Annotated in this window: 26 protein-coding genes; 16 read left to right on the top strand and 10 right to left on the bottom strand. The window is 56.6% G+C overall.

Annotated elements, in window-relative coordinates:
• Positions 1 to 34 precede the first annotated feature (34 nt).
• The 6 genes from solA to mdtH form a co-directional block, all read right to left on the bottom strand.
• Positions 35 to 1,153, bottom strand: a complete 1,119-nt coding sequence (gene solA, locus EXW94_RS01435) for an N-methyl-L-tryptophan oxidase (protein WP_174339341.1) — start codon at positions 1,151 to 1,153, stop codon at positions 35 to 37.
• Between the two features lie 116 nt (positions 1,154 to 1,269).
• Positions 1,270 to 1,524: a biofilm formation regulator BssS gene (gene bssS, locus EXW94_RS01440; protein WP_003858012.1), complete on the bottom strand. Its 255-nt coding sequence runs from the start codon at positions 1,522 to 1,524 to the stop codon at positions 1,270 to 1,272.
• Between the two features lie 273 nt (positions 1,525 to 1,797).
• Positions 1,798 to 2,043, bottom strand: coding sequence for a DNA damage-inducible protein I (dinI, locus tag EXW94_RS01445; protein WP_108418049.1), 246 nt, complete (start codon positions 2,041 to 2,043; stop codon positions 1,798 to 1,800).
• Between the two features lie 74 nt (positions 2,044 to 2,117).
• Positions 2,118 to 3,164 (bottom strand): dihydroorotase, encoded by a 1,047-nt coding sequence (pyrC, locus tag EXW94_RS01450; RefSeq protein WP_108418048.1) that lies wholly within the window; start codon positions 3,162 to 3,164, stop codon positions 2,118 to 2,120.
• A gap of 127 nt (positions 3,165 to 3,291) precedes the next feature.
• The gene (locus tag EXW94_RS01455; protein ID WP_010429621.1) at positions 3,292 to 3,852 is read right to left on the bottom strand and encodes a lipoprotein; all 561 of its coding nucleotides are present in this window, start codon (positions 3,850 to 3,852) and stop codon (positions 3,292 to 3,294) included.
• Positions 3,853 to 3,976: 124 nt separating this feature from the next.
• Entirely contained in the window at positions 3,977 to 5,185 is a 1,209-nt protein-coding gene (gene mdtH, locus EXW94_RS01460; protein ID WP_108418047.1) for a multidrug efflux MFS transporter MdtH, read from the bottom strand.
• A gap of 237 nt (positions 5,186 to 5,422) precedes the next feature.
• Here mdtH and rimJ point away from each other — a divergent pair, with 237 nt between their 5' ends.
• From rimJ to murJ, 4 genes are all read left to right on the top strand, one after another.
• Complete coding sequence (rimJ, locus tag EXW94_RS01465; RefSeq protein WP_010429626.1) at positions 5,423 to 6,007, top strand: ribosomal protein S5-alanine N-acetyltransferase; 585 nt, start codon at positions 5,423 to 5,425, stop codon at positions 6,005 to 6,007.
• 9 nt (positions 6,008 to 6,016) lie between these two features.
• Positions 6,017 to 6,667 carry a YceH family protein gene (locus EXW94_RS01470; RefSeq protein WP_108418045.1) on the top strand — a complete coding sequence of 217 codons (651 nt, stop codon included), beginning with the start codon at positions 6,017 to 6,019 and terminating at the stop codon, positions 6,665 to 6,667.
• A 2-nt stretch (positions 6,668 to 6,669) separates the two neighbouring features.
• Positions 6,670 to 7,593 (top strand): Gfo/Idh/MocA family protein, encoded by a 924-nt coding sequence (locus EXW94_RS01475; protein ID WP_174339342.1) that lies wholly within the window; start codon positions 6,670 to 6,672, stop codon positions 7,591 to 7,593.
• A gap of 129 nt (positions 7,594 to 7,722) precedes the next feature.
• Positions 7,723 to 9,258, top strand: a complete 1,536-nt coding sequence (gene murJ / locus EXW94_RS01480) for a murein biosynthesis integral membrane protein MurJ (RefSeq protein WP_089599868.1) — start codon at positions 7,723 to 7,725, stop codon at positions 9,256 to 9,258.
• 59 nt (positions 9,259 to 9,317) lie between these two features.
• Here murJ and flgN read toward each other — a convergent pair whose 3' ends face one another.
• The 3 genes from flgN to flgA all read right to left on the bottom strand — a co-directional run bounded on the left by flgN (position 9,318) and on the right by flgA (position 10,794).
• Positions 9,318 to 9,743, bottom strand: coding sequence for a flagella biosynthesis chaperone FlgN (flgN, locus tag EXW94_RS01485; protein ID WP_174339343.1), 426 nt, complete (start codon positions 9,741 to 9,743; stop codon positions 9,318 to 9,320).
• Between the two features lie 4 nt (positions 9,744 to 9,747).
• Positions 9,748 to 10,041 (bottom strand): flagellar biosynthesis anti-sigma factor FlgM, encoded by a 294-nt coding sequence (flgM, locus tag EXW94_RS01490; RefSeq protein ID WP_010429637.1) that lies wholly within the window; start codon positions 10,039 to 10,041, stop codon positions 9,748 to 9,750.
• A 93-nt stretch (positions 10,042 to 10,134) separates the two neighbouring features.
• Complete coding sequence (gene flgA, locus EXW94_RS01495) at positions 10,135 to 10,794, bottom strand: flagellar basal body P-ring formation chaperone FlgA (RefSeq protein WP_174339344.1); 660 nt, start codon at positions 10,792 to 10,794, stop codon at positions 10,135 to 10,137.
• 157 nt (positions 10,795 to 10,951) lie between these two features.
• Here flgA and flgB point away from each other — a divergent pair, with 157 nt between their 5' ends.
• From flgB to flgL, 11 genes are all read left to right on the top strand, one after another.
• On the top strand, positions 10,952 to 11,368 hold the full coding sequence (flgB, locus tag EXW94_RS01500; protein WP_010429643.1) for a flagellar basal body rod protein FlgB: 417 nt from the start codon (positions 10,952 to 10,954) through the stop codon (positions 11,366 to 11,368).
• 3 nt (positions 11,369 to 11,371) lie between these two features.
• Entirely contained in the window at positions 11,372 to 11,776 is a 405-nt protein-coding gene (gene flgC / locus EXW94_RS01505) for a flagellar basal body rod protein FlgC (RefSeq protein ID WP_010429647.1), read from the top strand.
• 11 nt (positions 11,777 to 11,787) lie between these two features.
• Positions 11,788 to 12,498: a flagellar hook assembly protein FlgD gene (gene flgD, locus EXW94_RS01510; protein ID WP_100167049.1), complete on the top strand. Its 711-nt coding sequence runs from the start codon at positions 11,788 to 11,790 to the stop codon at positions 12,496 to 12,498.
• A gap of 26 nt (positions 12,499 to 12,524) precedes the next feature.
• Positions 12,525 to 13,775 (top strand): flagellar hook protein FlgE, encoded by a 1,251-nt coding sequence (gene flgE / locus EXW94_RS01515; RefSeq protein WP_100167048.1) that lies wholly within the window; start codon positions 12,525 to 12,527, stop codon positions 13,773 to 13,775.
• 20 nt (positions 13,776 to 13,795) lie between these two features.
• Positions 13,796 to 14,551, top strand: coding sequence for a flagellar basal body rod protein FlgF (locus EXW94_RS01520; protein ID WP_120158550.1), 756 nt, complete (start codon positions 13,796 to 13,798; stop codon positions 14,549 to 14,551).
• A gap of 11 nt (positions 14,552 to 14,562) precedes the next feature.
• Entirely contained in the window at positions 14,563 to 15,345 is a 783-nt protein-coding gene (flgG, locus tag EXW94_RS01525; RefSeq protein WP_000625853.1) for a flagellar basal-body rod protein FlgG, read from the top strand.
• A gap of 57 nt (positions 15,346 to 15,402) precedes the next feature.
• Complete coding sequence (gene flgH, locus EXW94_RS01530) at positions 15,403 to 16,101, top strand: flagellar basal body L-ring protein FlgH (RefSeq protein WP_089599873.1); 699 nt, start codon at positions 15,403 to 15,405, stop codon at positions 16,099 to 16,101.
• Between the two features lie 12 nt (positions 16,102 to 16,113).
• On the top strand, positions 16,114 to 17,211 hold the full coding sequence (locus EXW94_RS01535; protein ID WP_010429662.1) for a flagellar basal body P-ring protein FlgI: 1,098 nt from the start codon (positions 16,114 to 16,116) through the stop codon (positions 17,209 to 17,211).
• On the top strand, positions 17,211 to 18,164 hold the full coding sequence (flgJ, locus tag EXW94_RS01540) for a flagellar assembly peptidoglycan hydrolase FlgJ (RefSeq protein ID WP_174339345.1): 954 nt from the start codon (positions 17,211 to 17,213) through the stop codon (positions 18,162 to 18,164). Before EXW94_RS01535 ends, flgJ begins: the two co-directional genes overlap by 1 nt.
• A 75-nt stretch (positions 18,165 to 18,239) precedes the next feature.
• Complete coding sequence (gene flgK / locus EXW94_RS01545; RefSeq protein ID WP_010429667.1) at positions 18,240 to 19,880, top strand: flagellar hook-associated protein FlgK; 1,641 nt, start codon at positions 18,240 to 18,242, stop codon at positions 19,878 to 19,880.
• 15 nt (positions 19,881 to 19,895) lie between these two features.
• The gene (gene flgL / locus EXW94_RS01550; RefSeq protein WP_010429668.1) at positions 19,896 to 20,849 is read left to right on the top strand and encodes a flagellar hook-associated protein FlgL; all 954 of its coding nucleotides are present in this window, start codon (positions 19,896 to 19,898) and stop codon (positions 20,847 to 20,849) included.
• Between the two features lie 75 nt (positions 20,850 to 20,924).
• Here the strand turns inward: flgL and EXW94_RS01555 are convergent, their stop codons facing one another.
• Entirely contained in the window at positions 20,925 to 22,139 is a 1,215-nt protein-coding gene (locus EXW94_RS01555; protein WP_174339346.1) for an MFS transporter, read from the bottom strand.
• Between the two features lie 67 nt (positions 22,140 to 22,206).
• Here EXW94_RS01555 and EXW94_RS01560 point away from each other — a divergent pair, with 67 nt between their 5' ends.
• Positions 22,207 to 23,184, top strand: a complete 978-nt coding sequence (locus tag EXW94_RS01560) for a LysR family transcriptional regulator (protein ID WP_174339347.1) — start codon at positions 22,207 to 22,209, stop codon at positions 23,182 to 23,184.
• The last annotated feature ends 17 nt before the right edge of the window (positions 23,185 to 23,201 follow it).

Below are 23,201 nucleotides of genomic sequence, written 5' to 3' on the forward strand. Positions count from 1 at the left end.
AAAGAGGCTCCGGGGGACCGGAGCCTGGCGGGTATTATCCGTTAAAACGTGAGAGCGAGAAGGGCTGCAGATCAAATGGCGGTGTAATACCCTGCGCAAACTGCGCGGCAATTTCGCCAAGCACGGAGGCGAACTTGAAACCGTGGCCGCTGAGCCCGGTAATGAGCAACGTGTTGTCATGTCCCGGCAGGGTATCAATGATGAAATCTTCATCAGGCGTATTGTCATAGGTGCAGGCTGCGCCGTAGAGCAAGCCGCCAACGCCCGGCAGGATAGTACGCAAGAACATGAACGCTTCTGAACCATCCTGAGGGTATGCGCCATAGGGTTTGCGCTCCTCAGGCGTGGAGATAATTTGTCCGCCGTTGTGTTTGCCAATCTTAAGCGCGTCCTTTTCTGACGGGAAGCCGTAGAACTGATCGCCGTTCGGTAACTCGCCGGTGAATGCCGGGAATTTATTCTGCGCGCTGTAACGCCCGTCTGACTGGAACCAGGAGAAGACTTTGCGCACGGGCTGAATGGGCAGATCCGGGAGCAGTTTTGTTACCCAGGTTCCGGCGCTAATTAGCAGCCGAGACGCAGAATAGTCTCCGTCAGCGGTGGTGACGGTGACACCGTCAGCATGATGGGTAATGCCGCTTACGGGGCAGTTGAACAACTGGGCACAGCCGGCTTTTGCCGCCAAATCAATCCAGGTCTTAATGGCCGCTTCACAATGCAGTACGCCCGAGTTGGCTTCAAACAGCCCGATGTAATCATCCGGAACGGCGATCTCCGGCCAGCGTTGCATAATGCCGTTCGCATCCAGACGTTCAACATCAAGATTAAATTCCTTCGCGCTCTTTTCCACGTTCGCAAGAAATGCAGAACTGGCCGGGCCAAGGTTGATAATCCCCGTGCGGTCAAAAATGCGTTCTTCGGTCAGCGTTGCCAGTTCATCCCACAGCGTCTGGGCACGTAAGACCAGCGGGACATAACGCTCTCCTTCACCATAGGCGTGGCGAATAAGACGGGTATCACCGTGATGGCTACCTTCCGCGTGCGGAGGAAGATGGGCATCAATCATCAGAACCTTCAGACCGGCCTGCGTTGCGTAATAACCGGCAGCAGAACCTACAGAACCGCTGCCAATAATGATTAAGTCGTATCTCATATGCATCTCGTTAACTCACGCTTTGTTAGCAGAGTAATTAACTATGCGGGCTGATACAAGGGAGAAATAAATAAGGCACCACGTGGGTGCCTGTTGAGTGAAAAATGGGCATTGTACTAATGCCGTTTATACTCATTTTCCTGATAGTCGCCAGATTCTATTTTTGCGATACCTGCTTCTAAAATAGAAATAAACTGACGGGCGACGTCTGTTGTAAGCCACAGCGTCTGTCCAACTTCCGCTTCGTCACGGTTGAGTTGATTTGGGGTCTGGTAGTGCAAACGCAGCATCAGCGCATCGTAGCTATCTACGGTACTGATATCCCAGCCGACAAGCGGATGGGTCTGGATGACTTCACTATTCTTTTCCATTATAACCCCCTAAATGCGTGTTAGAAGACAACGGCTTTGAGGTTCAATGCATGTTTTTCTGAAAGCATCTTCAGTATACAAGTAATAAGGGTTCCGAAGAGAAAAATAAACAGCTGGCAACACATTTTTCTGCGTTTTAGGATTCTTCGAACAATAAAACACCGTCTTGTTCACGATTTTCTAAGAAGATGCTGAAATAATTTGAACTTATCCAGGATAAAAAACAAAAAAAGCCGGGGCGACCCGGCAAAACAAAACAATGAGGGAGCAAGGTTAATCCGTTATGAACCAGTCGTCGGCGCTTTCCCACGTTTCCTGCAGGATGTCGCGGATACGATCTTTGTCTTCTTTTGCACCGCCGATGACGGAGAGGTTGTTTGCGGCCGCGTAACGTACCGTTACGGCGCCATCATTTTCAGGAAAGGTGCTGTGAATACGACGGGATAACTCGCCCGCCAGCGCATCGAGTGCGCCAGCAGGCAGAACGGTTGTTTTGGCAATGGTGACTTCAATACGCATAAATGCCCCCTGTGTAATATACTGTTTATATATACAGGTATATTATGGATTTGACAACAAGAGGCATTGATTTTTTAACGTTTTACCGTCCAGTGTACGGTTTCACCGGCCAGGAACGGGATCAGCGTGTCATCCGTCAACGGAATCGCGTCGTCCACCTGGCTTGCTTTGCGCTCCAGTTCGATGAAGCTCTCATTGATCGGCAGACCATAGAAGCGTGGGCCGTTGAGGGAGCAGAACGCTTCAAAATGTTCCAGCGCATTCATCTCTTCAAACACGGTGGCATAGCTCGCCAGCGCAGTCGGAGCGTTGAAGCAACCCGCGCAGCCGCAGCTGGCCTCTTTACGATGACGCGCGTGCGGGGCGGAGTCGGTACCCAGGAACGCGCGGGAGAAACCGCTCGCAACCAGCTCGCGCAGGGCTTGCTGGTGGATATTGCGTTTGAGGATCGGCAGGCAATAGAGGTGAGGGCGCACGCCGCCAACCAGCATATGGTTACGGTTAAACATCAGGTGCTGAGGCGTGATGGTGGCGGCGATAAGATCGTTGCCATCGCGAACATATTCCGCGGCGTCTTTGGTTGTGATGTGTTCAAACACCACTTTGAGGGCAGGCAGACGCTGGCGCAGCGGTTCCATTACCGTTTCGATAAACCGGGCTTCACGGTCGAAGATATCAATCTCGGCGTGCGTCACTTCCCCGTGTACCAGCAGCGGCATGCCCAGTTTTTGCATCCGTTCCAGAACGGGCATGATGGCATCAATGCTGGTCACACCGTGGCTGGAGTTGGTGGTGGCATTGGCCGGATAGAGTTTCGCCGCGGTGAAGACGCCTTCGTTAAACCCACGTTCTACTTCGTTCGGGTCGAGCGAATCGGTCAGGTAGCAGGTCATCAGCGGGGTGAAATCATGCCCCGCCGGAACGGCGTCAAGAATTCGCTGGCGGTAAGCCATTGCGGCATCGACGGTCGTGACTGGCGGAACCAGGTTAGGCATAACAATCGCGCGGCCATAAATTTCGCTGGTGTAGGGCACGACGGTTTTCAGCATATCGCCATCGCGCAGATGGATATGCCAGTCGTCAGGGCGGCGGATTTTAAGAACCTGGGGTTGTGCAGTCATGGAAGCTCCGGCTTGTCAGGAATCAGTCATAAGGATGGCTGTTTTTGCCGGACACAAATCATAAGCGGAAACGTTTTCGTTTGCACACTTTTCTGCGAAAAAAAAGGGCGCTTCCGCGCCCTTCAGGTTAATCGGTGAAAGGAATAATGATTTCTCCCGGTTTCACCTCTATCCCTTTTGCATATTTTTTCGCGAGCGCTTCACCCTTGCTCTTGTCTTCGCTCAAGACATAGGCGGGTTGCTGGTTGAAGTAATTACGCAGCGACTGATTCAGATAAGGCATCAGGGTTTGCAGTACCGGCTTCATTTTGTCCGGCGTGACGACCGCATCGACGATCTCCATTTCCTGCAGGAAAATGGCCCCTTTCTCTTTGTTGAAGACCGGCAGCGCCTTGAGCTTCAGCTTAATATCGGCTTTCTGGTTGCCAAATAATGAGGTCATATCCAGCGTGGCGTCACCGGAAAGGGTGACTTTGTTCGGTTCTTCACGTCCAATCTGGCTGGCGAGATTGCTGAGGACGATATGGGCATCGGCAAGGCCCGGGACGCCGATGTCTTTGGCAAAGTTATTATGTTTTTCCAGCGCCTGATTAATTTCCTGCTCACTGACGGTGTACTGCGTAAGCTGGTTACAGCCTACCAGCAGGCCACTCACAATTAACGCAGCGGCAATGACAATCTTCTTCATAGTGTTCCTCAACGAAAAATCGGCGCATCTGTCCTGATACGCCAGTATGTCAGTGTGAATAGGGAGAAACCAGCAGAAAAAACTGAGAATTGAGGCGGGAAATGACGCCCGCCAGAAAGAAGAACTAGGCGCCGGGTTCGAGCATGCCGCTCGCGCTGCGCTTCTGGCTGAATTGCCACCACAGGGCCAGCAGGGTCATAAAGCCTACCACGCCGAGCATCATCCACGGCAGTTCCGGCTGGTTCAGCGCTTTACCAGCGTCGAACAGCCAGCCGCCTCCGGCGTAGCCCAGCGCGCCGCCAAGGGCGAGCCCAAGTCGACTGAACCCCATATAGCTGCCACGCGCGCGTGCATCGGCCAGCGAGGCACTCAGCGTCTCACGCGCGGGTTCGGCAACGATCGAGCCGATGTAGAAGGTGCAAATCAGCATGAACAGCTGCTGCAGCGAATTCACGAGCCCGATGGGCATCATGCTCAGCGTCATCAGCAGAAGCCCTGCCATCAGGCGATGCTCCAGACGAAATCGGCGCTCGCTCCAGCGGGCTATCGGGTAGAGGAGCGTCAGTGACAGGCAGGCCTCAATGGCATACATCCACTTCACGGCGGCAGGGGTGCCTGCAATGTCGTTAACCATGATCGGCAGCATCAGCATGACCTGCACCGCCAGCATGTAGTACCCCGTCAGGGTGAGCACATAGGTGACAAAGCGTTTGTCGCGCAAAACGCGGCCCAGACCTTCTCGCACCGGTGCTTTCACCGTCGACAGCTTCCACGCGGGCAGGAACAGGCCATTGAACAAGGCGCAGAGAATAAACAACACCGCCCCGGTCGCACAGACCAGACGGAAATCATACTGCAGGAGCCAGCTGCCCAGCAGTGCGCCAATCACCGCGCCAGCGCTATCCTGCATCATCAGAATCGAGAAGAAGCGTCCCCGGTGCTGCGGGCGGATCAGCTTCACTACCAGCGCGGTGCGCGGCGGATCGAAGAGGGTGCCGCCAATCCCGGAGAGGAAGCAGGAGAACCACAGCAGCCAGGGCTCGTGGGCGATTGCCATCGTGGCAAAGCCTGCCGCGCGTAACAGCATGCCGGTAACGATCATCGGTTTAGCGCCGAAGCGGTCAGCAATGGCTCCGCCAAAGACGCCCAGACCCTGCTGGACAAACTGGCGCAACCCCAGTGCAATGCCAACCATTAATGCCGCCCAACCCATCTGATCGACAAAGCGGATCGAAATAAGCGGAAAAACGACAAAAAAGCCGAGCACGACCAGCATGTTATCGACGAGCAGGAAATATTTACCCAGGCTCCTGGCCTGTGATACGCGGGACATTTTCCCTCCAGGGAAAATAAGAAGGTGAGCACGCTAACATTCTGCGGTGTCGCCGCGTTTTTTCCCACCCCCGGGCGTGACAATATTTTTTTATCAAAAGGGTGCTTTGATAGAGAGTTCTCATCGAAAAATGTGAAAAGAGGTCAAAATGGTATGTCACTGTTTTCACAGACGGCGCAGGCGCAGGTATAGTAAAGCTAATCGGTAGAACAGAAGTGACGGGAAGGAGTGGTATCGATGTTTGGCTATCGCAGCAATGTGCCAAAAGTGCGTCTGACAACGGACAGGCTCGTCGTTCGTCTGGTGCATGAGCGTGATGCCTGGCGTCTGGCGGATTATTACGCCGAGAATCGCCAGTTTTTAAAACCCTGGGAACCCGTTCGGGATGAGAGCCATTGTTACCCCTCCGGCTGGCAGGCGCGTCTCAGTATGATCGCGGAATTTCACAAACAGGGCAGCGCGTTTTATTTCGCGCTGCTGGATCCGGAAGAAAAAGAGATTATCGGCATCGCCAATTTTTCTAACGTGGTGCGCGGATCGTTCCACGCCTGTTATCTCGGCTACTCCATCGGTCAGAAATGGCAGGGGCAGGGGCTGATGTTTGAGGCGTTAACGGCGGCGATCCGCTACATGCAACGCACGCAACATATCCACCGTATTATGGCGAACTACATGCCGCATAATCAGCGCAGCGGGGATTTGCTGGCGCGCTTAGGCTTTGAGAAAGAGGGCTACGCCAAAGACTATCTGCTTATCGATGGCGAATGGCGCGATCATGTCCTCACCGCATTAACCACCCCGGACTGGACTGCAGGTCGTTAAGGAGAAAAGATGAAATATCAGTTAAGCGGTGCAGAAGCGCGCGTTGTCGGCAGCCTGCTGGAAAAACAGGTCACCACGCCGGAACAGTATCCGCTTTCGGTCAACGCCGTGACGATGGCCTGCAACCAAAAAACCAACCGTGAGCCAGTGATGAACCTCAGCGAGCATGATGTTCAGGACGTGCTGGATGCGCTGGTCAAACGCCACTACCTGCGCACCGTCAGCGGCTTCGGTAACCGCGTCACTAAGTATGAACAGCGCTTTTGTAACTCCGAATTTGGCGACCTGAAGCTGAGCAGCGCGGAAGTAGCTGTCATCACCACGCTGTTGCTGCGGGGGGCACAGACGCCGGGGGAACTGCGAACGCGCGCTTCCCGTATGCATGAGTTCAGCGATATGCAGGAGGTCGAACAGACGCTTGAAGGGCTGGCGGCGCGTGAGGATGGCCCTTACGTGGTGCGTCTGGCGCGCGAGCCGGGAAAACGCGAAAGCCGCTATATGCATCTGTTCAGCGGTGACGTTGACGCCGCAAGCGCGACGGCTGAATCGGATCGCCCTGAACGCAATGACAGCCTTGCCGCGCGCGTAGAGGCCCTGGAAGAAGAGGTCGCCGGGCTAAAACAGCGTCTGGATGCGTTGCTGGCACATCTGGGAGACTAACAGTGAAAAAATTACGCATTGGCGTGGTCGGTCTGGGCGGTATCGCGCAAAAAGCGTGGCTACCGGTTTTGGGCGCAGCTTCTGACTGGACGCTGCAGGGAGCCTGGTCGCCCACGCGCGAGAAGGCCGAGCGCATCTGTGAAACCTGGCGCATTCCGTATGCCAGCTCGCTTCAGGCGTTAGCCCGCGAGTGTGATGCGGTATTTGTGCATACCTCAACGGCAACGCACTATCAGGTGGTGAGCGAGCTGCTCAACGCGGGTGTCCACGTCTGCGTGGATAAGCCGCTGGCAGAGAATGTTCAGGATGCCGAACGGCTGATTGAGCTTGCCGCGCGCAAAAAGCTGACGCTGATGGTGGGCTTCAACCGCCGCTTCGCGCCGCTTTATCAGCAGCTTAAGGCGCAGTCGGGCACGCTTGCCTCGCTGCGGATGGATAAGCACCGCACCGACAGCGTCGGGCCGAACGATCTGCGCTTCACCCTACTGGATGATTATCTTCACGTTGTGGATACGGCGTTATGGCTGACGGACGGCAATGCACAGCTGAAAAGCGGCACTCTGCTGACAAACGATCAGGGGCAGATGGTCTATGCGGAACACCACTTTGCCGTTGAGCATCTTCAGGTGACCACCAGCATGCACCGTCGGGCCGGTAGCCAGCGTGAATCCGTGCAGGCGGTGACCGACGGCGCGCTGGTCGACATTACGGACATGCGTGAGTGGCGAGAAGAGAAGGGCAACGGCGTGGTGACGCTGCCCGTTCCCGGCTGGCAGAGCACGCTGGAGCAGCGCGGTTTTGTCGGGTGTGCTCGTCACTTTATCACCTGCGTACAAAATCAGACGGTTCCTGAAACCTCCGGCGAACAGGCGATTCTGGCGCAGCGCATTGTAGAAAGGCTCTGGCGCGACGCCATGAGTGAATAACTCGCTGTAACATCTGCGGATAGTAATTCGTTGAAATCCGGTTAGACTAAGCGCCGCTTGTTGGCTTTGCCGGGTGGCGCTTACGCTTACCCGGTCTACAAATCCGTATGGTTCTGGAAATTCACGTTAATGAACTTATTAAAATCGCTGGCGGCCGTCAGCTCGATGACCATGTTTTCCCGCGTGCTCGGCTTTGCGCGCGACGCCATTGTGGCAAGGGTATTTGGTGCAGGGATGGCCACGGACGCCTTTTTCGTCGCGTTCAAATTGCCGAACTTATTACGCCGTATTTTTGCGGAAGGTGCGTTTTCCCAGGCCTTCGTGCCGATTCTCGCAGAATATAAAAGCAAGCAAGGCGAGGACGCGACCCGCGTTTTTGTCTCTTACGTCTCGGGGCTGCTGACCCTGGCGCTGGCGGTGGTGACCGTCATCGGGATGCTGGCCGCGCCCTGGGTGATTATGGTGACGGCACCGGGCTTTGCGGATACGGCGGATAAATTTGCCCTGACCTCGCAGCTTCTGCGCATTACCTTCCCCTATATTCTGCTGATCTCGCTGGCCTCGCTGGTGGGGGCGATACTCAATACCTGGAACCGCTTCTCCGTCCCGGCGTTTGCGCCGACGTTTCTTAACGTCAGCATGATCGGCTTTGCGCTGTTTGCCGCACCGCATTTCAACCCGCCGGTGCTGGCGCTGGCCTGGGCCGTGACCGTGGGCGGCGTGCTGCAGCTTGCTTACCAGCTGCCGCACCTGAAGAAAATCGGCATGCTGGTTCTGCCGCGTATCAACCTTAAAGATGCCGGGGCGATGCGCGTGATCAAGCAGATGGGACCCGCCATTCTTGGCGTCTCCGTCAGCCAGATCTCGCTTATCATCAACACCATTTTTGCCTCTTTCCTGGTGTCTGGCTCGGTCTCCTGGATGTACTACGCTGACCGCCTGATGGAGTTTCCGTCCGGCGTGCTGGGCGTGGCGCTGGGGACCATCCTGCTGCCGTCGCTCTCCAAAAGCTTTGCCAGCGGCAACCACGATGAGTATTGCCGCCTGATGGACTGGGGGCTGCGTCTCTGCTTTCTGCTGGCGCTGCCGAGCGCGGTGGCGCTGGGGATTCTGGCGAAACCGCTGACGGTGTCGCTGTTCCAGTACGGTAAATTTACCGCCCATGACGCCGCCATGACCCAGCAGGCGCTTATTGCCTATTCGGTAGGGTTGATGGGGCTGATTGTCGTGAAGGTGCTGGCACCGGGGTTCTATTCACGCCAGGACATCAAAACGCCGGTGAAAATCGCCATTGTGACGCTGATTATGACCCAGCTGATGAACCTGGCGTTTATTGGTCCGCTGAGACACGCCGGGCTGGCGCTGTCGATTGGTCTGGCGGCCTGCCTGAATGCCGGGCTGCTGTACTGGCAGCTGCGTAAGCAGGATATTTTCACGCCGCAGCCGGGCTGGTCGCGTTTTCTTGTGCGTCTGGTGATCGCGGTGCTGGTGATGTCGGCGGCATTGCTGGGCATGCTGTATGTGATGCCGGACTGGTCAGCCGGCACTATGCCATTCCGCCTGATGCGCCTGATGGCCGTTGTGGTGGTCGGCGTGGTGGCATACTTCGCCACGCTCGCGGTGTTGGGATTCAAGGTGAAAGAGTTCACCCGCCGTACGGCATAAACGCCAAAAGGGGAGTTCACCTTATGGTGCTCCCCACAGCCTGATTTGCCGCTAAGGCGTCAAATCGAAATCTTTTTCCCGCCCGTAATGCGTGCCGTGGCCGTCTGACCATCCGCACCGTACAGCCCCGGCTCTTTATGGGGCTTTAATACTTCCAGAGCCTGCTGATTACGCACCATCTGTCCCTCAAGTAACCAACCGTTATGCTGGTTGAGATCGCGCAGATGCTGGGTTTTTTCCGTAATCGTTTGCCAACGTTCGACAATTGCATCGTTGGCGCTGCGCTTCTGATCCTGTTCAGCGCGTCGCTGCTGCTCAAGGTAATCCAGCGTCGCCAGAAGCGAACTTTTGTCTTCAGTAATGCGTTGCAACGCGCTGCCGTTGATTTGACCCGAAGACAGGTGTTGTTGTTCAGCATCCATTACCGTTTTCAGGTCGTTCAGGACAACCGTCATCTGATCCAGTATTTCTGACAGTCGACTCATACGGTTATTTACTCTGTAAGAAACTCTGCGCTTCCTCGATCAGCGCGTCAGCGATTTTGCTGGTATCCATTTTCAGCTCGCCGTTACGAATGGCCGTTTTCAGCGCTTCAACACGTTCCATGTTGATATCGCTGCTGCCCGGCTGCATCAGTTTGGACTGCGCGTCGCTCAGGGTCACGCTGGTGCTGTTAGCCGTAGACGGTTTTTCCAGACGCGTTTTCTGCGCGGGAGCGTCATTCGTTTCGCGAGGTTGTACAGTGCTAACCGGCTTCAGGGCTGATGTACGATCAATGCTCATAGTGTTGTCCTCATCGAGGGTTCGCGGCGTTTGCGCCTGACATCATCATTAGTTGAATATTTATCGGCAGGCACCGCGAAATCTTTAAAAAGATTATAGGTTAATCAGAATATTCCCATCAGAATCGACAGTTCCGCTAACCACCTGGCCTGAAGACATTCTGACCCGGGCATTTTGCGCCACGGCGGCATTGTTTAATGCCTTACCTTCACTGTTGATACTAAAGCCGTCTCCGTTGGCGACCACCATCACCTGCTGACCCGCTTTCACCCGCCACGCTTTACGCAGCATGGAGAGCTGAATGGCCTGACCTGGTGCCATATCGCGCAGGCTGACCGCGTCCTGTGCCTGGTTTATGTCCAGCATCGTTCGCGGCGGAAGCTGATCCAGTCGACCGCGTTTAAGCGTCACGCTGCTAGCCTGCAATACGCTGCCGCGGGCAATGGGCGCGGCGGCAACAACATAATTGCCCGTCGCCTGAACCGCAACCTGTAAATAGCGTTTTTCGTTGGCGCAGCGCGCCAGCACGTTCACGTTACCCCACAGCTTTGTCGTGCCGGTCACGGTGAATGAGGGCTGTTCGCAGGAGGGATAGAGATTAGTCGGCGTGCGAACGGTGACGCTGACTTCATCACTAAAGCCCGCCAGCTGCTGTGCAAAAAAAGTCGTCAGCTGAGCCTGTAAGTTTTCAGCCTGCGCCAGAGGGCTTAAAAGCAATAAGGTTGCCGCCAGGCCTCGTTTTATCGTCCGCATTGCACATCCCACCGTTTCCAGAATTGAGAGGATTCTACCCGCAGTGGTTTTACATCAACGCAATAAATAGCGACGCATTTTGCGCTTATTCCGTCGATAGGGGAGACGGGGTGAGATTTAAGCTGTGAACTGAAATTTTGCCATCAGCGGAGGAGACATGCTCGATAAACTCGACGCCGCGTTACGTTTTCAGCAGGAAGCGCTCAATTTACGCGCCCAGCGGCAGGAGATTTTAGCCGCCAATATTGCCAACGCCGATACCCCGGGGTATCAGGCGCGCGATATTGATTTTTCCAGTGAACTTAAAAAAGTGATGGAGCGTGGACGTGCCGAAGGAACGGGTGTCGCACTTGCACTGACATCCTCACGCCATATTCCTGCTCAGGCGATGACCGCGCCCACGACCGATTTACTTTATCGCATTCCCGACCAGCCATCGCTTGACGGCAATACCGTCGACATGGACCGGGAGCGTACGCAGTTTGCCGATAACAGCCTGCAGTACCAGACGGGTCTGACCCTACTCGGCGGACAAATTAAAGGCATGATGACCGTCCTGCAAGGGGGCAACTAATCCATGGCTTTGCTGAATATTTTTGATATCGCCGGTTCGGCGTTAACGGCACAGTCCAAGCGTCTGAACGTTGCCGCCAGTAACCTCGCTAACGCCGACAGCGTAACCGGTCCTGACGGACAGCCCTATAAAGCAAAACAGGTGGTCTTTCAGGTCGATGCTGCACCGGGTGCGGCAACAGGCGGCGTGAAAGTCTCTGACGTGGTGGAGAGCCAGGCACCTGACAAGCTGGTGTATGAACCGGGCAACCCGCTCGCCGATGCCAGTGGTTACGTGAAGATGCCTAACGTGGATGTGGTCGGTGAGATGGTGAACTCGATGTCCGCCTCGCGCAGCTATCAGGCAAACGTCGAAGTGCTCAACACCGTGAAGAGCATGATGCTCAAAACACTCACGCTCGGCCAGTAAAGGAGACACGCATGTCCATTGCCGTCAGTATGAATGACCCAACGAATACGGGGGTCAGCAGTGCCAGTACGACCTCCGGTTCCAGCTCCCTGACCGGAAGCAGTGCTAACGATCTGCAAAGCAGCTTCTTAACGCTGCTGGTGGCGCAGCTGAAGAACCAGGATCCTACCAACCCGATGCAGAACAACGAACTGACCACGCAGCTTGCGCAGATCAGCACCGTGAGCGGCATTGAGAAACTGAATACCACGCTCGGCTCCGTCTCCGGTCAAATCGACAACAGCCAGTCTTTGCAGGCAGCCAACCTGATTGGTCACGGGGTGATGATCCCGGGGACCACCATTCTGGCGGGCACCAGCACCACCGATGGCACCTCAACCACCACCACCACGCCGTTTGGCGTTGAGCTGCAGCAGGCGGCTGACAAAGTGACCGCGACGATCACCGACTCGACCGGTGCCGTGGTACGCACCATCGACATCGGTGAGTTGAAAGCCGGTGTGCATACCTTCACCTGGGATGGCAGCCTGACCGACGGCACCAAAGCGCCAAACGGTTCCTATAAGGTGGCGATCAGCGCCAGCAGCGGGACCACCCAGCTGGTTGCGCAGCCGCTGCAGTTTGCACTGGTTCAGGGCGTCATCAAAAGTAGCGATGGCAACAAACTGGATTTGGGTACCTCTGGTACCACCACACTCGACGAAGTTCGGCAGATTATCTAAGCCTTTACACTTATCAGGAGTAAGTCATGGCCTTTTCTCAAGCGGTCAGCGGCCTGAATGCTGCGGCCACCAACCTGGACGTCATTGGCAACAACATCGCCAACTCCGCGACCTATGGTTTTAAATCCGGTTCGGCCTCGTTTGCCGATATGTTTGCAGGCTCTAAAGTCGGCCTGGGCGTTAAAGTCGCGGGTATCACTCAGGACTTTACCGACGGTACAACCACCAATACCGGTCGTGGTCTGGACGTTGCCATCAGCCAGAACGGTTTCTTCCGTATGGTGGATTCCAACGGCTCTGTGTTCTACAGCCGTAACGGCCAGTTTAAGCTCGACGAAAACCGTACCCTGGTGAACATGCAGGGGATGCAGTTGACCGGCTATCCGGTTGCAGGTACGCCACCAACGGTGCAGACCGGTGCGAACCCACAGGCGATTACCATCCCTAACACCCTGATGGCCGCGAAGGCGACCACAACGGCAACCCAGCAGATCAACCTGAACTCCACGGATGATGCGCAGACTGCCGCGTTCGATGCGACTAACCCGGATACCTACAACAAAAAAGGGACCGTGACCGTATTCGATACCCAGGGTAACGCCCACAACATGTATGTCTACTACGTCAAAACAGCGGACAACAAATGGGATCTGTACACCCAGGACGGTAGCGTTGCCGGTTCTCCAGCAACCAAAGCCGCTCAAATGAACTTTGACAGCAATGGTAACCTGGCGGGCGTGTACAACTACAACGCGGCTGGCGTACTGAGCGCGACGCCAAACGCCACCCCGGCCATCAACATCACCACCGGTTCAGTGAGCGGCGCGACGCCTGCGACGTTCTCCCTGAGCTTCCAGAACTCCATGCAGCAGAATACCGGTGCCAACAACGTTGTCGGGACCACCCAGAACGGCTACAAGCCGGGCGATCTGGTGAGCTATCAGATTAACGACGACGGTACCGTTGTGGGTAACTACTCCAACGAACAGACGCAGGTTCTGGGTCAGATCGTGCTGGCAAACTTCGCTAACAACGAAGGCCTGAAATCTGAAGGCGACAACGTATGGTCTGCAAGCCAATCCTCCGGCGTTGCGCTGCTCGGCACGGCGGGTACCGGTAACTTCGGTACGCTGACCAACGGCGCGCTGGAAGCCTCTAACGTGGACCTGAGTAAAGAGCTGGTGAACATGATTGTCGCGCAACGTAACTACCAGTCGAATGCGCAGACCATCAAAACGCAGGATCAGATCCTCAACACGCTGGTTAACCTGCGTTAAGCGGCTAACAGGAACGCGCAATGGATCACGCAATATATACAGCGATGGGCGCGGCAAGCCAGACGCTCAATCAGCAGGCCGTTACCGCCAGCAACCTGGCAAACGCCTCCACGCCGGGTTTTCGCGCACAGCTTAATGCGCTGCGTGCGGTGCCGGTCGAAGGGCTTTCATTGCCCACGCGTACGCTGGTGACGGCATCCACTCCCGGTGCCGATATGACGCCGGGCCAGATGGATTACACCTCGCGTCCGCTGGACGTTGCCCTTCAGCAGGACGGCTGGCTGGCGGTGCAAACGGCAGACGGCGGCGAAGGCTATACCCGTAACGGTAATATCCAGGTGAGCGCAACCGGGCAGTTGACCATTCAGGGTCATCCGGTGATGGGCGAAGCCGGCCCGCTCACGGTGCCGGAAGGCTCAGAGCTGACCATCGCGGCAGACGGCACCATCTCGGCGTTAAACCCGGGCGATCCGGCCAATACCGTTGCGCCCGTCGGGCGTCTGAAGCTGGTTAAAGCGGAAGGCAAAGAGGTGCAGCGCGGCGATGACGGCATGTTCCGTCTGACCCAGGCGGCACAGACCACCCGTGGCGCTACGCTCCAGGCTGACCCGAGCATTCGCGTGATGTCCGGCGTGCTGGAAGGCAGTAACGTCAAGCCGGTTGAAGCCATGACCGACATGATCGCCAGCGCCCGCCGTTTTGAAATGCAGATGAAAATTATCAGCAGCGTGGATGAAAACGCGAGCAAGGCTAACCAACTTCTGGCTATGAGTTAACAGGACTCCTTATGATCAGTTCTTTATGGATCGCGAAAACAGGCCTGGACGCGCAGCAAACCAACATGGATGTGATTGCCAACAACCTGGCAAACGTCAGTACCAATGGTTTCAAGCGTCAGCGTGCGGTTTTCGAAGATTTGCTTTACCAAACCATTCGCCAGCCGGGTGCTCAGTCTTCTGAGCAAACGACGCTGCCGTCCGGTCTGCAGATTGGTACCGGCGTGCGTCCGGTAGCGACCGAGCGTCTGCACAGCCAGGGCAACCTGTCTCAGACCAACAACAGTAAAGATGTCGCCATCAAAGGGCAGGGTTTCTTCCAGGTGCAACTGCCTGACGGTACCTCAGCCTACACCCGTGACGGCTCATTCCAGGTGGATCAAAACGGCCAACTGGTGACGGCGGGCGGCTTCCAGGTTCAGCCTGCAATCACCATTCCGGCGAATGCCCTGAGCATCACCATCGGGCGCGACGGTATCGTGAGCGTCACCCAGCAGGGTCAGGCCGCGCCCGTTCAGGTTGGACAGCTCAACCTGACCACCTTCATGAACGATACCGGTCTGGAAAGCATTGGTGAGAACCTCTACACCGAAACCCAGTCCTCCGGTACGCCAAATGAGAGTACGCCGGGGCTGAACGGCGCGGGTCTGCTGTATCAGGGTTATGTTGAAACCTCGAACGTTAACGTGGCGGAAGAGCTGGTGAATATGATCCAGGTTCAGCGCGCGTATGAAATTAACAGTAAAGCAGTGTCGACGACCGACCAGATGCTGCAGAAACTGACGCAACTCTAAGGTGCAGCCCGGTGCGGTCAACGCCGCACCGGCTCCCTGTTTTCGAAGATGAAGGCAATGCAAAAAAACGCGGCGTTTCGTTATCCGATATTGACTGTTCTGGCCGTCACCCTCAGCGGGTGTGCCTGGATCCCGTCTAAACCATTGGTCGAGGGTGCGACTACCGCCCAGCCCGTTCCCGGCCCCGCGCCCGTGGTGAACGGCTCCATTTTCCAGACCGCACAGCCGATTAACTACGGCTATCAGCCGCTGTTTGAAGATCGTCGCCCGCGTAACATCGGCGATACGCTGACCATCGTGCTGCAGGAAAACGTCAGTGCGAGCAAGAGCTCGTCGGCGAACGCCAGCCGCGATGGCAAAACCAATTTTGGCTTCGACACCGTTCCACGCTATCTGCAGGGCCTGTTCGGCAATGCGCGTGCGGATGTTGAGGCGTCTGGCGGCAATACCTTTAACGGTAAAGGTGGTGCGAACGCCAGTAACACCTTCAGCGGTACGCTGACGGTGACGGTTGACCAGGTACTGGTTAACGGCAATTTACACGTTGTGGGTGAAAAACAGATCGCCATTAACCAGGGCACTGAGTTCATTCGCTTCTCCGGTGTGGTTAACCCTCGCACCATCAGCGGCACCAACACCGTACCGTCCACCCAGGTGGCGGATGCGCGCATTGAATACGTCGGTAACGGCTATATCAACGAAGCGCAAAATATGGGCTGGCTGCAGCGTTTCTTCCTTAACTTATCGCCGATGTAAGCGAGGTGACCCATGTTTAAAACGATCTTCGCCGTGGCGCTGGCGCTGGTGGCAACCTTCGCTCAGGCTGACCGTATTCGCGACCTGACCAGCGTTCAGGGCGTGCGCGAGAACTCGCTGATTGGCTATGGCCTGGTGGTGGGGCTGGACGGTACGGGTGACCAGACCACCCAAACGCCGTTCACCACCCAGACCCTGAACAACATGCTTTCGCAGCTTGGCATTACCGTCCCTGCGGGGACCAACATGCAGCTGAAAAACGTGGCGGCGGTGATGGTGACCGCGTCCTATCCGGCGTTTGCGCGTCAGGGGCAGACCATCGACGTAGTGGTCTCCTCCATGGGTAACGCCAAAAGCCTGCGCGGCGGCACGCTGTTGATGACGCCGCTTAAGGGCGTCGACAGCCAGGTCTATGCCCTGGCGCAGGGTAACATTCTGGTTGGCGGTGCGGGTGCCTCTGCGGGCGGGAGCAGCGTGCAGGTCAACCAGTTGAACGGCGGGCGTATCACTAACGGGGCCATCATCGAGCGCGAGCTGCCGACCCAGTTTGGCGCAGGAAATACCATCAACCTGCAGCTTAATAATGAAGATTTCACGATGGCGCAGCAAATTGCCGACACCATCAACCGCAGCCGCGGCTACGGGAGCGCCACGGCGCTGGACGCGCGTACCGTGCAGATCCGGACCTCTTCGGGTAACAGTAACCAGGTGCGTATGCTGGCGGATATCCAGAATATGGAAGTGAACGTGCCGGTGCAGGATGCCAAAGTCATCATCAACTCACGCACCGGGTCGGTGGTGATGAACCGCGAGGTGTCGCTGGACAGCTGTGCCGTGGCGCAGGGTAACCTCTCCGTGACGGTGAACCGCTCTGCCAACGTCAGCCAGCCGGACACGCCATTTGGTGGCGGTCAGACGGTGGTAACACCGCAAACGCAAATTGATTTGCGCCAGAGCGGCGGCTCGCTGCAAAGCGTGCGTTCCAGCGCGAACCTGAACAGCGTGGTGCGTGCCCTGAATGCGCTGGGCGCGACGCCGATGGATCTGATGTCGATTCTGCAATCGATGCAAAGTGCAGGCTGCCTGCGCGCCAAACTGGAAATCATCTAATGCTGACCGATAGCAAACTGCTGACCGGTGCCGCCTGGGATGCCCAGTCGCTGAACGAACTGAAAACCAAAGCAGGCAAAGACCCGGCGGCGAATATCCGCCCGGTCGCCCGCCAGGTGGAAGGGATGTTCGTGCAGATGATGTTGAAAAGCATGCGTGAGACCCTGCCGAAAGACGGGATGTTCAGCAGTGATTCCACGCGGCTGTACACCAGCATGTATGACCAGCAGATTGCACAGCAGATGACCGCCGGTAAAGGACTCGGACTGGCTGACATGATTGTCAAACAGACCGCTGCCGCACAGGGTATTCAGCCTGAGGATCAGCCGCAGCAGGTGCCGATGAAGTTCGACATCGAAACGGTGACCAGTTATCAGAACCAGGCGCTGACGCAGATGGTGCGTAAGGCCATGCCGAAGCCCGCAGAGACGCGCGACGAGCCGCTCTCCGGCGACAGTAAGGACTTCCTGGCGCAGCTTTCTCTGCCAGCGCGACTGGCCAGCGAGCAGAGCGGGGTACCGCATCACCTGATCCTGGCCCAGGCGGCCCTGGAGTCGGGCTGGGGCCAGCGTCAAATCCGTAAGGAAAACGGCGATCCGAGCTTCAACATCTTTGGCGTGAAAGCCACCTCCAGCTGGAAGGGGCCGACAACCGAGATCACCACCACCGAATACGAAAACGGCGCGGCAGTGAAGGTTAAAGCCAAATTCCGCGTTTACAGCTCCTACCTTGAAGCATTGTCAGATTACGTCGGCCTGTTAAGCCGAAACCCGCGCTATACCGCTGTGACGCAGGCATCGACGCCGGAGCAGGGCGCGCAGGCATTGCAGAATGCGGGATACGCTACCGATCCGAACTATGCGCGCAAGCTCACCAGCATGATCCAGCAGCTGAAATCGATGGGTGAGAAGGTGAATAAAGCCTATAGCACCGATATTGAAAATCTGTTCTGAAAGTTCTCAAGTCCCGGTGGAGGCTGCCGATAACCTTCATCAGGACTCGTGTCTGAAAGTATAAAAGGAACCCCCATGTCCAGTTTGATTAACAGCGCCATGAGTGGCCTCAGTGCGGCACAGGCGGCACTTAATACCGTAAGTAATAATATTTCAAGCTATAACGTGGCAGGTTACACCCGCCAGAACACTATTCTGGGCGCGGCTAACAGCACGCTGACCGGCGGTGGCTGGGTGGGGAACGGGGTTTATGTCTCCGGCGTGCAGCGTGAGTATGACGCCTTCATTACCAACCAGCTGCGCGCCGCACAGACGCAGAGCAGCGGGCTGACAACGCGCTATCAGCAGATGTCAAAGATTGACGACGTGCTCTCCGATACCACCAACTCGCTTTCGACCACACTGCAGGATTTCTTCAAGAGCCTGCAAACGCTGGTGAGTAACGCCGAAGATCCGGCTGCGCGCCAGACGGTGATCGGCAAAGCGGATGGACTGGTAAACCAGTTTAAAACCAACGATCAGTATCTTCGCGATCAGGATGCGCAGGTTAACACCGCGATCACCACCAGCGTGGATCAGATCAACAACTACGCGAAGCAGATAGCCAACCTTAACGATCAGATTTCCCGTCTGACCGGCGTAGGCGCGGGCGCATCGCCGAACGAACTGCTCGATCAGCGCGATCAGCTGGTGAGCGAGCTGAATAAGATTGTGGGTGTGGACGTGACCGTGCAGGACAGCGGTACGTACAATATCTCCATCGCGAACGGTTACACCCTGGTGCAGGGCAGTACTGCCAGCCAGCTGGCTGCGGTGAAATCCAGTGCTGACCCATCGCGCACCACGATTGCCTACGTAGATGCAGCGTCTGGAAACGTTGAGATCCCGGAAAAGCAGATCACCACAGGGTCACTGGGTGGACTGTTGACCTTCCGTTCTGAAGATCTGGATAAAGCGCGTAACACCCTTAACCAGATGGCGCTGGCGTTTGCCGACGCGATGAACACACAGCATGAAGCCGGGTTCGACGCCAACGGCGACGCGGGCGGCAAGCTGTTCGACTTCGGTTCACCTTCCGTACTGAGTAACAGCAAAAACACCGGCAGCGCGTCGGTAACGGCGAGCGTAACGGACAGCTCTGCGGTGCAGGCGACGAACTATAAAGTTGAGTACAACGGGACCAACTGGACGGTCACGCGTCTGTCTGACAAAACCAGCTTTACGGCCACGCCGGACGGCAGCGGTAACCTGTCGTTTGACGGTCTGAACGTGAACATCACCGGTGCGGCCAACCAGAAAGACAGCTTCATCGTGAAACCGGTGAATGACGTCATTATGAATATGGACGTCGCGATTAGCGATGAATCCAAACTGGCGATGGCCTCCGCCAGCGACAGCGGCGATAGCGACAATACCAACGGCCAAAAACTGTTGGATCTGCAGAGCGCGAAGCTGGTGGGGAATAACAAAACCTTCAACGATGCCTATGCGTCACTGGTCAGTACGGTGGGGAGTACCACGGCATCGCTGAAAACCAGCAGCGCCACGAAAGACAACGTGGTAACGCAGCTGACCAAACAGCAGCAGTCGATTTCCGGGGTTAACCTGGATGAAGAATACGGCAACCTGCAGCGCTATCAGCAGTACTACCTGGCGAATGCGCAGGTGCTGCAAACGGCGAGCACGCTGTTTGATGCGTTGATCAACATTCGCTAAGGCCGGGGTTAAAAAATGCGTATTAGTACTCAAATGATGTATGAGCAGAGCATGCGCGGAGTGACGAACTCCCAGAGTCTCTGGCTGGGCTATGGCGAGCAGATGTCAACCGGCAAGCGCGTAAACCGTCCTTCCGATGACCCGATTGCGGCTTCTCAGGCCGTTGTGCTCTCCCAGGCGCAGACGCAGAACAGCCAGTATGCGCTGGCGCGTTCTTTCGCCACGACCAAGGTGTCGCTGGAAGAGAACGTGCTGAAAGAGGTGACGAATGCGATTATCACCGCGCAGGAAAAAGTGGTTAACGCCGGTAACGGAACCCTGAGCGATGATGACCGACAGTCGCTTGCCACCAACCTGCAGGGGATCCGCGATCAGCTGATGAACCTGGCAAACAGCACCGACGGTAATGGACGCTATATTTTTGCGGGTTACAAAACGGAAGCGGCGGCCTTCGACGAGACGACCGGCACCTATAACGGCGGCTCTACGCCAATCAGCCAGCAGGTTGACGCCGCGCGTACCATGCAAATCAGCCACACGGGCAGTGAAGTTTTCGATACCTTCACCAGTAACGCGAAACCGGAGCCGGACGGCAGCGCGCCGGAAACCAACCTGTTTAAGATCCTGGATACCGCTATCGCTGCGCTGAATACGCCGGTTGAAGGCGACCAGACTAAAGCCGATGCGTTTACGGCGGCGATGGATAAAACCAACCGCGGCCTGAGCAACTCGCTGAACAACGTGCTGACCGTGCGTGCAGACCTGGGGATCAAACTGGACGAGCTGGGCAAACTGGATTCGCTGGGCGATGACCGTGCTTTGGGCCAAACGCAGCAGATGAGCGACCTGGTCGATGTGGACTGGAACTCGGTGATCTCTTCTTACTCCATGCAGCAGGCGGCTCTGCAGGCCTCCTATAAGGCGTTTAGCGATATGCAGGGGATGTCCCTGTTCCAGATGAACAAATAACGTCTTGACCTCTTAGAACATGTCTTGAAACTGGGCATGTTTTGACTGCCCAGCCCGTATGGACTGGGCATTTTTTTACACGGTTTCAGCCTGAGCGGAGGTTACCCGGGCGTTTTCAATCAGTCTGATGACCAGGGCAATAACGCCGCACAGGGTTGCCAGCGCCACCACGCCAGGCCAGCCTGCCATCGTATAAATTTTGCTGCCGAGCGCCGAGCCTAGCGCCATCCCGATAAACACCACCGTAAAGAGCAGGGCGTTCAGGCGACCGCGTGCCTGCGGTTCAAGGCTGTAAACCAGGTTCTGGTGCGCCACCAGGCTTGACTGCAGGCCAAGGTCAAAACCGACGGCGGAGATGGCAATCAGAATCAGCTGCCCATGGACGCCGAGGGCGGGCATCAGGAACATCAGCGCAAACGAGACGGTGACGAGCGCGGCACCCAGCTGCGTCACTTTTCCTGCACCCAGTTTATCCGCCAGTCCGCCTGCCAGCGGCGCGGCTAATGCCCCGGCGGCACCTGCGATACCAAACCCGCCCGCCACGGCGCTGCCGAGGTGGTCGCGTTCCAACAGCATCACGGCCAGCGTTGACCAGAATGCGCTAAAGGCAATCGACAGAAAACCCTGAGCCAGCGCCGCGCGACGCAGTGCCGGGTAACGACGCCACAGGTGCTCCATGGAACGCATCAGCGCGGGATAGCTCAGCGTGGAGTGAATAGCAAAACGTGGGAGTACGGCCCACATCACCGCGCCGACAAAGGCAATGCTTGCAGCAGCCAGCTGATACATCACCCGCCAGCCAAAGGCTTCACCGACCACGCCGCTGACGGTTCTCGACAACAATATGCCCAGCAGAAGACCTGTCATGACGGTGCCCACGGTTTTCCCCTGCTTACCTTCAGGGGCGAGGATAGCAGCAGCGGGAACGATATCCTGCGCCATGGTGGCGGCCATGCCAATCAGCAGGCTTGCCAGCAGCAGCGAAGGGAGTTGCCCGGTGAGACTACAGCCCAGAAGAAACAGCGCCAGGGCAGCACTTTTAATCACAATCAGCGTCCTGCGGTCATGACGATCGCCAAGCGGCAGCAGGAAGAGGATGCCGAGCGCGTAGCCAGCCTGGGTCAGCGTCGGAACCAGGCCCATTCCTTCAATACTCAAATGAAGGTCTGCGCCCATGAGAGGCAGCAAAGGCTGTGCGTAGTAAATGGATGCCACGCTGAAACCAGCACCCAGAGCCAGCATTAATATCACCCAGCGGCTCACGGCATGGGAGGCAGTTGTTGTGTTCATAAGACGTTCCTCAGTCATAGTGTGAGGCTATTTTTTATCACTACGCCTTGCGGCGGTAGACGGGCCGATGGTAAAACGCTTATACGTTAAGCGTATGACAGAGGAAAGTATGAAGCGAGTTGAGCGTATAGACAGGGTGGAACTGATGCGAACTTTTGTTCGCATCGTGGAAACCGGCTCGCTCTCGGCAGCGGCAAGGCAGCTTTCGACGACTCAGGCCACGGTAAGCCGACGTTTGCAGTCTCTGGAAACGTTGCTGGGGGCTCGCCTGCTGCTGCGAACCACCCATGCCACCAGGCTTACTGACGACGGTGAACGCTGCTATCAGCATGCCCGGCGGGTGATTGATAGCTGGCTGGCGCTGGAAGATGAAGTCGGGCAGGCGGAGGATGAACCGGTTGGGGTATTGCGGGTGCGGGCACCGCACGCCTTTGGTCAGGAACAGCTCCTGAAACCGTTGACGGAATTTTTGCAGCGCTACCCTCAGCTTTCCGTTGAGTGGATGTTGAACGATAAGTCGGTGGATTTCCTCAGCGACAATATTGATTGTGCGATCCGCGTGGGTGCCGAGGTCGATCCCGCCACGGTTTCCGTACAGCTGGCAGAGGTGCCGCGCTCCATCGTCGCCTCTCCGGCGTTGCTGGCACGCTTCCTAAAGGTTAGCAAGCCAGAGGATTTGCAGGCGCTGCCCTGGATTGCCATCAGCACCTTCTACCAGCGACACGTTGAGCTGTTTGATGGTGCAGCGCAGCCGACACGCATTGCCATTACGCCGCGTCTGAGCACGGACAGCCTGTACGTGGCGCGAAATACGGCCCTGACCGGGCTGGGGGTGGCGCTGGTATCAAGCTGGACGGTGAAAGAGGATATTCAGGAAGGGCGCTTAATCCCTCTTCTGCCCGAGTGGCAACCCACGGCACTGCCCGTCCATCTGGTTTATCCGTGGTCGCGATACTATCCTGCGCGCTTGCGACGTTTTCTGGAGATGATGAAGCAGGTGATGCCGGGTATAGCCGGAATGAGAAAGCCAGCAAATGCGCAATAAAAAAGCCGACCCTGAGG

Origin of the sequence: Enterobacter sp. JMULE2 (assembly GCF_013337145.1) — a bacterium.
In the GTDB taxonomy this organism is placed as follows: Bacteria; Pseudomonadota; Gammaproteobacteria; order Enterobacterales; family Enterobacteriaceae; genus Enterobacter; species Enterobacter mori.

Excerpts from the sequence above, each read along its gene's own strand:
- solA (WP_174339341.1), bottom strand. The coding sequence starts at position 1,153 with ATGAGATACGACTTAATCATTATTGGCAGCGGTTCTGTAGGTTCTGCT.
- bssS (WP_003858012.1), bottom strand. The coding sequence starts at position 1,524 with ATGGAAAAGAATAGTGAAGTCATCCAGACCCATCCGCTTGTCGGCTGG.
- dinI (WP_108418049.1), bottom strand. The coding sequence starts at position 2,043 with ATGCGTATTGAAGTCACCATTGCCAAAACAACCGTTCTGCCTGCTGGC.
- pyrC (WP_108418048.1), bottom strand. The coding sequence starts at position 3,164 with ATGACTGCACAACCCCAGGTTCTTAAAATCCGCCGCCCTGACGACTGG.
- EXW94_RS01455 (WP_010429621.1), bottom strand. The coding sequence starts at position 3,852 with ATGAAGAAGATTGTCATTGCCGCTGCGTTAATTGTGAGTGGCCTGCTG.
- mdtH (WP_108418047.1), bottom strand. The coding sequence starts at position 5,185 with ATGTCCCGCGTATCACAGGCCAGGAGCCTGGGTAAATATTTCCTGCTC.
- rimJ (WP_010429626.1), top strand. The coding sequence starts at position 5,423 with ATGTTTGGCTATCGCAGCAATGTGCCAAAAGTGCGTCTGACAACGGAC.
- EXW94_RS01470 (WP_108418045.1), top strand. The coding sequence starts at position 6,017 with ATGAAATATCAGTTAAGCGGTGCAGAAGCGCGCGTTGTCGGCAGCCTG.
- murJ (WP_089599868.1), top strand. The coding sequence starts at position 7,723 with ATGAACTTATTAAAATCGCTGGCGGCCGTCAGCTCGATGACCATGTTT.
- flgN (WP_174339343.1), bottom strand. The coding sequence starts at position 9,743 with ATGAGTCGACTGTCAGAAATACTGGATCAGATGACGGTTGTCCTGAAC.
- flgM (WP_010429637.1), bottom strand. The coding sequence starts at position 10,041 with ATGAGCATTGATCGTACATCAGCCCTGAAGCCGGTTAGCACTGTACAA.
- flgA (WP_174339344.1), bottom strand. The coding sequence starts at position 10,794 with ATGCGGACGATAAAACGAGGCCTGGCGGCAACCTTATTGCTTTTAAGC.
- flgB (WP_010429643.1), top strand. The coding sequence starts at position 10,952 with ATGCTCGATAAACTCGACGCCGCGTTACGTTTTCAGCAGGAAGCGCTC.
- flgC (WP_010429647.1), top strand. The coding sequence starts at position 11,372 with ATGGCTTTGCTGAATATTTTTGATATCGCCGGTTCGGCGTTAACGGCA.
- flgD (WP_100167049.1), top strand. The coding sequence starts at position 11,788 with ATGTCCATTGCCGTCAGTATGAATGACCCAACGAATACGGGGGTCAGC.
- flgE (WP_100167048.1), top strand. The coding sequence starts at position 12,525 with ATGGCCTTTTCTCAAGCGGTCAGCGGCCTGAATGCTGCGGCCACCAAC.
- EXW94_RS01520 (WP_120158550.1), top strand. The coding sequence starts at position 13,796 with ATGGATCACGCAATATATACAGCGATGGGCGCGGCAAGCCAGACGCTC.
- flgG (WP_000625853.1), top strand. The coding sequence starts at position 14,563 with ATGATCAGTTCTTTATGGATCGCGAAAACAGGCCTGGACGCGCAGCAA.
- flgH (WP_089599873.1), top strand. The coding sequence starts at position 15,403 with ATGCAAAAAAACGCGGCGTTTCGTTATCCGATATTGACTGTTCTGGCC.
- EXW94_RS01535 (WP_010429662.1), top strand. The coding sequence starts at position 16,114 with ATGTTTAAAACGATCTTCGCCGTGGCGCTGGCGCTGGTGGCAACCTTC.
- flgJ (WP_174339345.1), top strand. The coding sequence starts at position 17,211 with ATGCTGACCGATAGCAAACTGCTGACCGGTGCCGCCTGGGATGCCCAG.
- flgK (WP_010429667.1), top strand. The coding sequence starts at position 18,240 with ATGTCCAGTTTGATTAACAGCGCCATGAGTGGCCTCAGTGCGGCACAG.
- flgL (WP_010429668.1), top strand. The coding sequence starts at position 19,896 with ATGCGTATTAGTACTCAAATGATGTATGAGCAGAGCATGCGCGGAGTG.
- EXW94_RS01555 (WP_174339346.1), bottom strand. The coding sequence starts at position 22,139 with ATGAACACAACAACTGCCTCCCATGCCGTGAGCCGCTGGGTGATATTA.
- EXW94_RS01560 (WP_174339347.1), top strand. The coding sequence starts at position 22,207 with ATGGTAAAACGCTTATACGTTAAGCGTATGACAGAGGAAAGTATGAAG.